Annotated in this window: 4 protein-coding genes; all 4 read right to left on the bottom strand. The window is 46.2% G+C overall.

What is annotated here, in order from left to right; genetic code table 11:
• Positions 1-251: 251 nt before the first annotated feature.
• Positions 252-1,289 carry a RusA family crossover junction endodeoxyribonuclease gene (locus tag J0895_RS11815; RefSeq protein ID WP_207088288.1) on the bottom strand — a complete coding sequence of 346 codons (1,038 nt, stop codon included), beginning with the start codon at positions 1,287-1,289 and terminating at the stop codon, positions 252-254.
• Between the two features lie 296 nt (positions 1,290-1,585).
• Positions 1,586-2,713 (bottom strand): hypothetical protein, encoded by a 1,128-nt coding sequence (locus J0895_RS11810; RefSeq protein WP_207088287.1) that lies wholly within the window; start codon positions 2,711-2,713, stop codon positions 1,586-1,588.
• 15 nt (positions 2,714-2,728) lie between these two features.
• Positions 2,729-4,201, bottom strand: coding sequence for an MBOAT family O-acyltransferase (locus tag J0895_RS11805; protein ID WP_207088286.1), 1,473 nt, complete (start codon positions 4,199-4,201; stop codon positions 2,729-2,731).
• Between the two features lie 293 nt (positions 4,202-4,494).
• The coding region (locus tag J0895_RS11800) for an SGNH/GDSL hydrolase family protein (RefSeq protein ID WP_242541228.1) at positions 4,495-5,795 on the bottom strand (1,301 nt) is incomplete at its 5' end.

Below are 5,795 nucleotides of genomic sequence, written 5' to 3'. Positions count from 1 at the left end.
TGTCAAGATGGTAAATTTAATGACGAAAAATCGTTGTTTCATGTAGGGTTTTGGAGACCAAACCCTCTGCGGCTTTTGGTGGGTTGGTCTCCGGTGTTGCTATCCTAAGTTTCAAGAGTTGTAGGGGCGTAAACTTAGTTAATTGTATATAAAGGCTGATTTTTGATAATAAAGAAATTTTTAATTTAAAATTATATAAAATTAAATTTATGATATATAATATAAAGTAAGTGCCTGAGTCTCAACTCAGTTCATGCTGAAATCAGTTGTGCCATTGATTCGATTTGAATTTTGACGCCGGTTTCTCCGTCGGGGATATGCCGCCAACTGCCGAAGGGAATCTGTTTGAGGCTGTCGGCTGTGAAGATTCCGGCACTGACTAAGGCATCGCACACACTGCCGATCGCATTGTCCCCATCTCCTCTATGTTTACCCCGTAAGATAATCCGCACGGCTGCTCGTTCAATGGGTAACTGCGGTAACGGATTCATCTGATGCACTTGCATGATGATCTCCCCTTCCGCACGCAGTCTCCATTCCCGATACCGTTTGGGTAAATATGTCCCGTTGGCAGTCACCCGAGGTCGTGCTTTTGGAGTGACTGACCCGGGAATCCACAAGGTCAAGGTTCTGGGTATATTTAGATCCTCCGGTTGAGTCTCTTTCTGGACTTCACTGGGTTTGCTTTTTCTCGGTTCGGTCCGCAAAATTCGCGATCGCGGTTCAGCTTTGGGTCGTTGGAGTAGGGACACAAAGGTGACCCGTTGTGCTGTCTCCGACATCAGTTGAGCATTCACGACTAAAGGCGGTTCTAACCCATCTTCCCTCACTTCGGTCCCGGTTGGCGATTCTGCGGTTTCTTGGGTCCCCTCCTCTAAATCGACGGTTTGCCGTTGGCGGGCGATCGCTGGTTCTTGTTTCACCGAGGGCCATCCCCAGGCCATTTCCATATAGGTTTGTGCGGTGGCCTCTGGAACGTTACAATGAGCAGCCAACCAAACGTGCCATTTTTGCAAGGGTACGCGATATTTGGCCTGAATCAGCAGTTGTCCAGCGGTGCAAGCGTGCAGGAGTCCGATCGCCACCGACTGTTGACAGCGTTCATGTTCGCGATTAATTTGGGCCGCCAGTTCCCGCAGGGTAAGCATCCCAGGGGTGGATTCTCCCGGGCGATCGCCTTCTAATGGCAGCTTTTGGTTCGTTTGCGAATCGATTCGGTGGAAGATGGAGGTTGTCGGTGGCATGAGCAAATAGCTTGGGGGGTTAGGGGCATCGGTTTCCAGAGGCATCCGGATATCTTAACCTAGAGTTGAGATTCCTTCCAGAATTTAACCCCTGGAATAGGCGCGATCGCCCAGGGGACTCTCAGGGATTGACCCGATCGACTCCCTTTTTGACTGAGCGATTCCAGACCCGTTTTCCCCAACGAATCCCAGGAATCCGTACAGTCTCATCAATTGCATAATTCTTCACAAATAATCCAAATCAAACCGACACTCTCAAAGGTGTCGGTTTGATCTGGATTATTTGACATTGATCGCCCTTTCCCGGGGACCGTCTTCTGTGCTGGGTTCCCTGCCAACTGTTATGGTTTTAACTCCTCCACGAAGGCGATCTCCTCGGGATTGGCATTCGCCCAGGATTCGCGATCGCGTCGGATCTCGACGAGGTGCTCCTCTACGTTTTCTGGGGTCAGCAGAGGGCCGAAATCTGAGGGAACTGAGGCGGGTTCATAGTCAAACAGGCGATTGAGGATGAGATTGCCGACTTCTTGTCGATAATGGGAACTGTCCCAATAATAGGTCATCTTCTCGCTGATGGGTTCGGTAGAAATCGTATGATATCCTGAAAAATCCCAAACCGGGGCAATCGCGACCAATTCCCGTTTCCACTGTTCAAAATCATCCCAATGTCCCGCCAGTCGCAAAGCTTCCCATTGGGTGGCATGAGAGGGAGAAATAAATATTTTTAACTCGATATTTCGACTTTTACAAATTTCGACTAATTCTCGCAAGTCATTTAAAAAACCTTGGGATAATTTATAGCGGGGATAATATCCTTCTTCTCGAAAAAATCCCCAAATCATGTTTTTAAATTCCTGGGGCAGAGGATTGTCCGGTTCGTTATTATGAACATAGCGAAAGCCATTGTCATGGTATAAGAAATTTGCTTGGGATTGCCAGCTATTTTTAATTGTGCCTAAACTCGACCGGGTTACCCCTATGGAAAGGGTAACATTCAGCAATTCTTGGGGGGTGAGGTTGTCTCGTTCTAAGCGGGCTTCTTCAAAGTCAGCAGGATGGATTTTATATTCATTGAACATAAAGAAATCCACCCCCAGAACGACGGTTTGTAAATCTGGTTGGTTGGCGATCGCATGGTCAAAATACCGTTTTACTTCATACATATTCGGACCCACCAGTCCTAAATTATAGACGGGTTTACCTTTAGCTAGGGCAGGGTGTTTCGGGTCCAGTCCTAAATCGGTGCGGGATGAGCCTAATAAAACAGTTTTCGGGGCAATGCGAGTGACTGAAGTGGCTTTAAATAGGCGAACATGATTAAATTGTTCGGTTTTTAAGCGATTGAGCCGCCATTGAGGGCTATTCATCACCCCGTATGGATCAACTCCAATATTAAATAAGCCCACGGCTAATAATCCGGGTATGGTGAGGCCAAAAAAGGCGAAGTTAAATCGACGATAATTTTTCATAAGAAACCCTGTGGATTAAAATTGGAAGTACAGAAATTCAGAAATTCGGTTCAGGGAAAGTAGGCAGGCTAGGGCGACTGCACTGAGTCCTACAGCCCATCCCATTGTTGGTTTAAACCGCTCAACCATTTGCTGGGTATTGGGTAACAAAACGGTTCCCATTAACAACAGTCCCAAAATGACAAAACTTTGGCGGTAATTCGGTGGCAAAGAAGGGAGTTCGGCTACTTCACGAAACTGGACGACTGACTGGGGTAACCAGCCTAAAATGGGTTGAAAATCTGGGGTTAAAATAATCCCTTTTAAGCCAACAGTTGCTTGGATAATTTGTCCAGCTTGGGCAATATTTTCGGCCCGAAATACGACCCAACTCAACACCACGGCGAGAAAAGTTATCACCCAGGCGATCGCCCCGGGCATTTTCAGTCCCAAGCGTTGCCACCCGTGATTGATGACGAGGAAACTGCCATGCAGCCATCCCCAGAGAATATAGGTCCATCCTGCCCCATGCCACAATCCACCGAGTAGCATGGTAATTAGCAGGTTGATGTATCGCCGTAGTTGTCCTCGACGACTTCCCCCAAGAGAAATGTAGAGGTAATCTCGCAGGAAGAAGGATAAGGTAATATGCCACCGTCGCCAGAAGTCTACGATAGAGGTGGATTTATAGGGAGAATCAAAGTTAATGGGGAGGCGGAAGTTGAACATCCATCCTAATCCGATCGCCATATCGGAATAGCCCGAAAAATCAAAATACAGTTGTAACGTATAGGCGATCGCACCCACCCAGGCTTCGATAAATGTGACAGAATCTGCCCGCTCAAACACGGTCCCCACCCAAGGGGATACTGTATCAGCAATTAGCACTTTTTTACCCAATCCTAGGATGAAAAAGCTTAATCCAATGGCAAAGTTCTTATGATTAAAAACGAATTTACGGAGTTTTTGAAATTGTGGAATGAGTTCGTTATGTCGTAAAATCGGTCCCGCAATTAGTTGGGGAAAGAAGGTTACAAACAGGCTATAGGACACCAAGTCATATTGATAATCTTTGGTTTGTCCCCGATAAGCATCGACGATATAGGCAATTTGAGTGAAGCTGTAGAAGGAAATTCCTAACGGTAGTTCGATGGCGGGAACGGGAAACTGGGTTTGAAAGAGTCCATTGATAGAGGCAATCAAAAAACCCGCATATTTGTAATACCCTAGAATCCCTAAATTAAAGAGAACTCCGGCCCATAATAAGGTTTTGGCCTTTCGGGTTCCGGGTTGCACCCCATCTATCCACCGCCCAAAGTAATAGTTACCCAGGACAGAAATCACTAATAGAGGGATGTAACTGATTCGCCAGTATCCATAAAATACGAGGGAGGCTAACAGAAGCCACAGTGTTGCAGCCTTGACCTGTCGATAGGCGCTTAAACCGAAGAAAACAATCAGGGCAAGGGGTAAAAAGATAAAAATGAATTCGTAAGAGTTGAATAACAAGGTGTTTTCCGATGTTTTATTTCAACAGGTTTAGTGTGCCTGAAATTTTTTAGATTGTCATCGGCTCTCAGGGGTTGTTTGATTGGCCAATTTGAAGTAATATATTATTTTTCGGGCTTGAACGTTATATAGCAAGTCTTGCAGCAGTCTGACTACAGAATTGAGGAGTGGGAGCATCTTGCTCCCGATGAGCAGTAGGGAGCAAGATGCTCCCACTCCGGTATGAGGAATTGTCCAATTGATTTAGATTCGCAATCGTTTGTCACTGAAGTAACAAAACAGCAGGGTATTGATTAAACGAGGATAAAATCATCAGCGTTAATCATGCTGGCATCAATGCCGAGTAGGATTGCCAGGGATTCGCCGGTATCGGCGATCGCAATCTGAGTCTGACTGGCATCATCATTGCCGGGGGAAATGGAAAGCTGCTCAAACTCCAATCCGTCTGATAATCCGAGGCGATCGATACTACTTTCAAAATCAGCGATCGTATTCGTTCCTTCCCCGGACGCTAAAATAAAGGTATCTTCACCGGCACCCCCAATCAGCCAGTCATTACCCTCACCGCCTCGGATAACATTGGATTGGTCATCTCCGATGAGCGTATCATCATAAGCGGAACCTATGATATTTTGAACATCGGTGAGGGTCTCTTCACCGCTGGGCAACATCCGAATCTCGGAATACCATTCATCCGCTAATTTATCATAGCCACTAGCGGCTAAGTGAACGCCATCGTCATCATAGTCTCCAGTGACAAACGGCAGATTAAACAAATCCACAAGCCGGATATTGGGGTTAGAATTAGCTCGGGGTGTAACAACAATTTCCTCAATTTGCTGACTAAATTCGGTGGTTCGTTGTTGCCGATTTGCATTACTAGAGTTGGGAATAATCGAGCCTACCAGCACTTGTGTATCTGGCATGGCTGTGACAATCCGATCCACTAAAATCCCCAAGTCTGTGAGGGCTGTTTCTACGGGTTTATTCTGAATAATATCATTTGTACCCGCCATCAATAAAACGGCATCGGGTTGAGCATAATTTAATGCATCTTCTATGGTCGTGTAAAGGGGGACTGTAGGCTGATTAAATCCTGTGGGCTCGATGCTATTGTCAATGAGTTGAGTGATAGTGAGGCCCCCCCTGCCTTCATGGTTTTTATCAATATTTTCTGGTCCACTGTTAGCCTGACCCACAAAGTCGATATTAAACCCATTATCTTCGACTAATCTTTCCCACAAACGGGTTCGATATCCTCCAATCGCAGCCTGATTTGGATAGCCCCTTGTATTGGAGTCTCCCAAGGGCAAAATCTTAAAAGTAACATCTTCAGTGGTGGTAAACAAACGGGTGACTATCCCTTCGGAAAGGTCAGCAATAATACCACTCGTAGCGTCGGCATAAGTGACGGTTACGCTGGTTTCACTGTCATCCCCACTACTGTCATCCCCATCATTTTCATCTATAGGGTCGTCCTCTATTTCTCCACTGGTATCCTCTCCTTCTGGATCTTCGATGGGGGGAATTTCATCATCGATGGGTTCATCGTCCTGATTGTCTTCAATTTCAGGAGTCACATCAGGTTCTAAAT

Source organism: Phormidium pseudopriestleyi FRX01, assembly GCF_017313335.1.
Classification (GTDB): domain Bacteria; phylum Cyanobacteriota; class Cyanobacteriia; order Cyanobacteriales; family Laspinemataceae; genus Laspinema; species Laspinema pseudopriestleyi.
The sequence above is the reverse complement of the archived record's forward strand: the minus strand, read 5'-3'. Positions and strand labels throughout refer to the sequence as shown.

Bases quoted from the DNA above. Each gene is read 5' to 3' on its own strand.
- J0895_RS11815 (WP_207088288.1), bottom strand. From the start codon at position 1,289: ATGCCTCTGGAAACCGATGCCCCTAACCCCCCAAGCTATTTGCTCATG.
- J0895_RS11810 (WP_207088287.1), bottom strand. From the start codon at position 2,713: ATGAAAAATTATCGTCGATTTAACTTCGCCTTTTTTGGCCTCACCATA.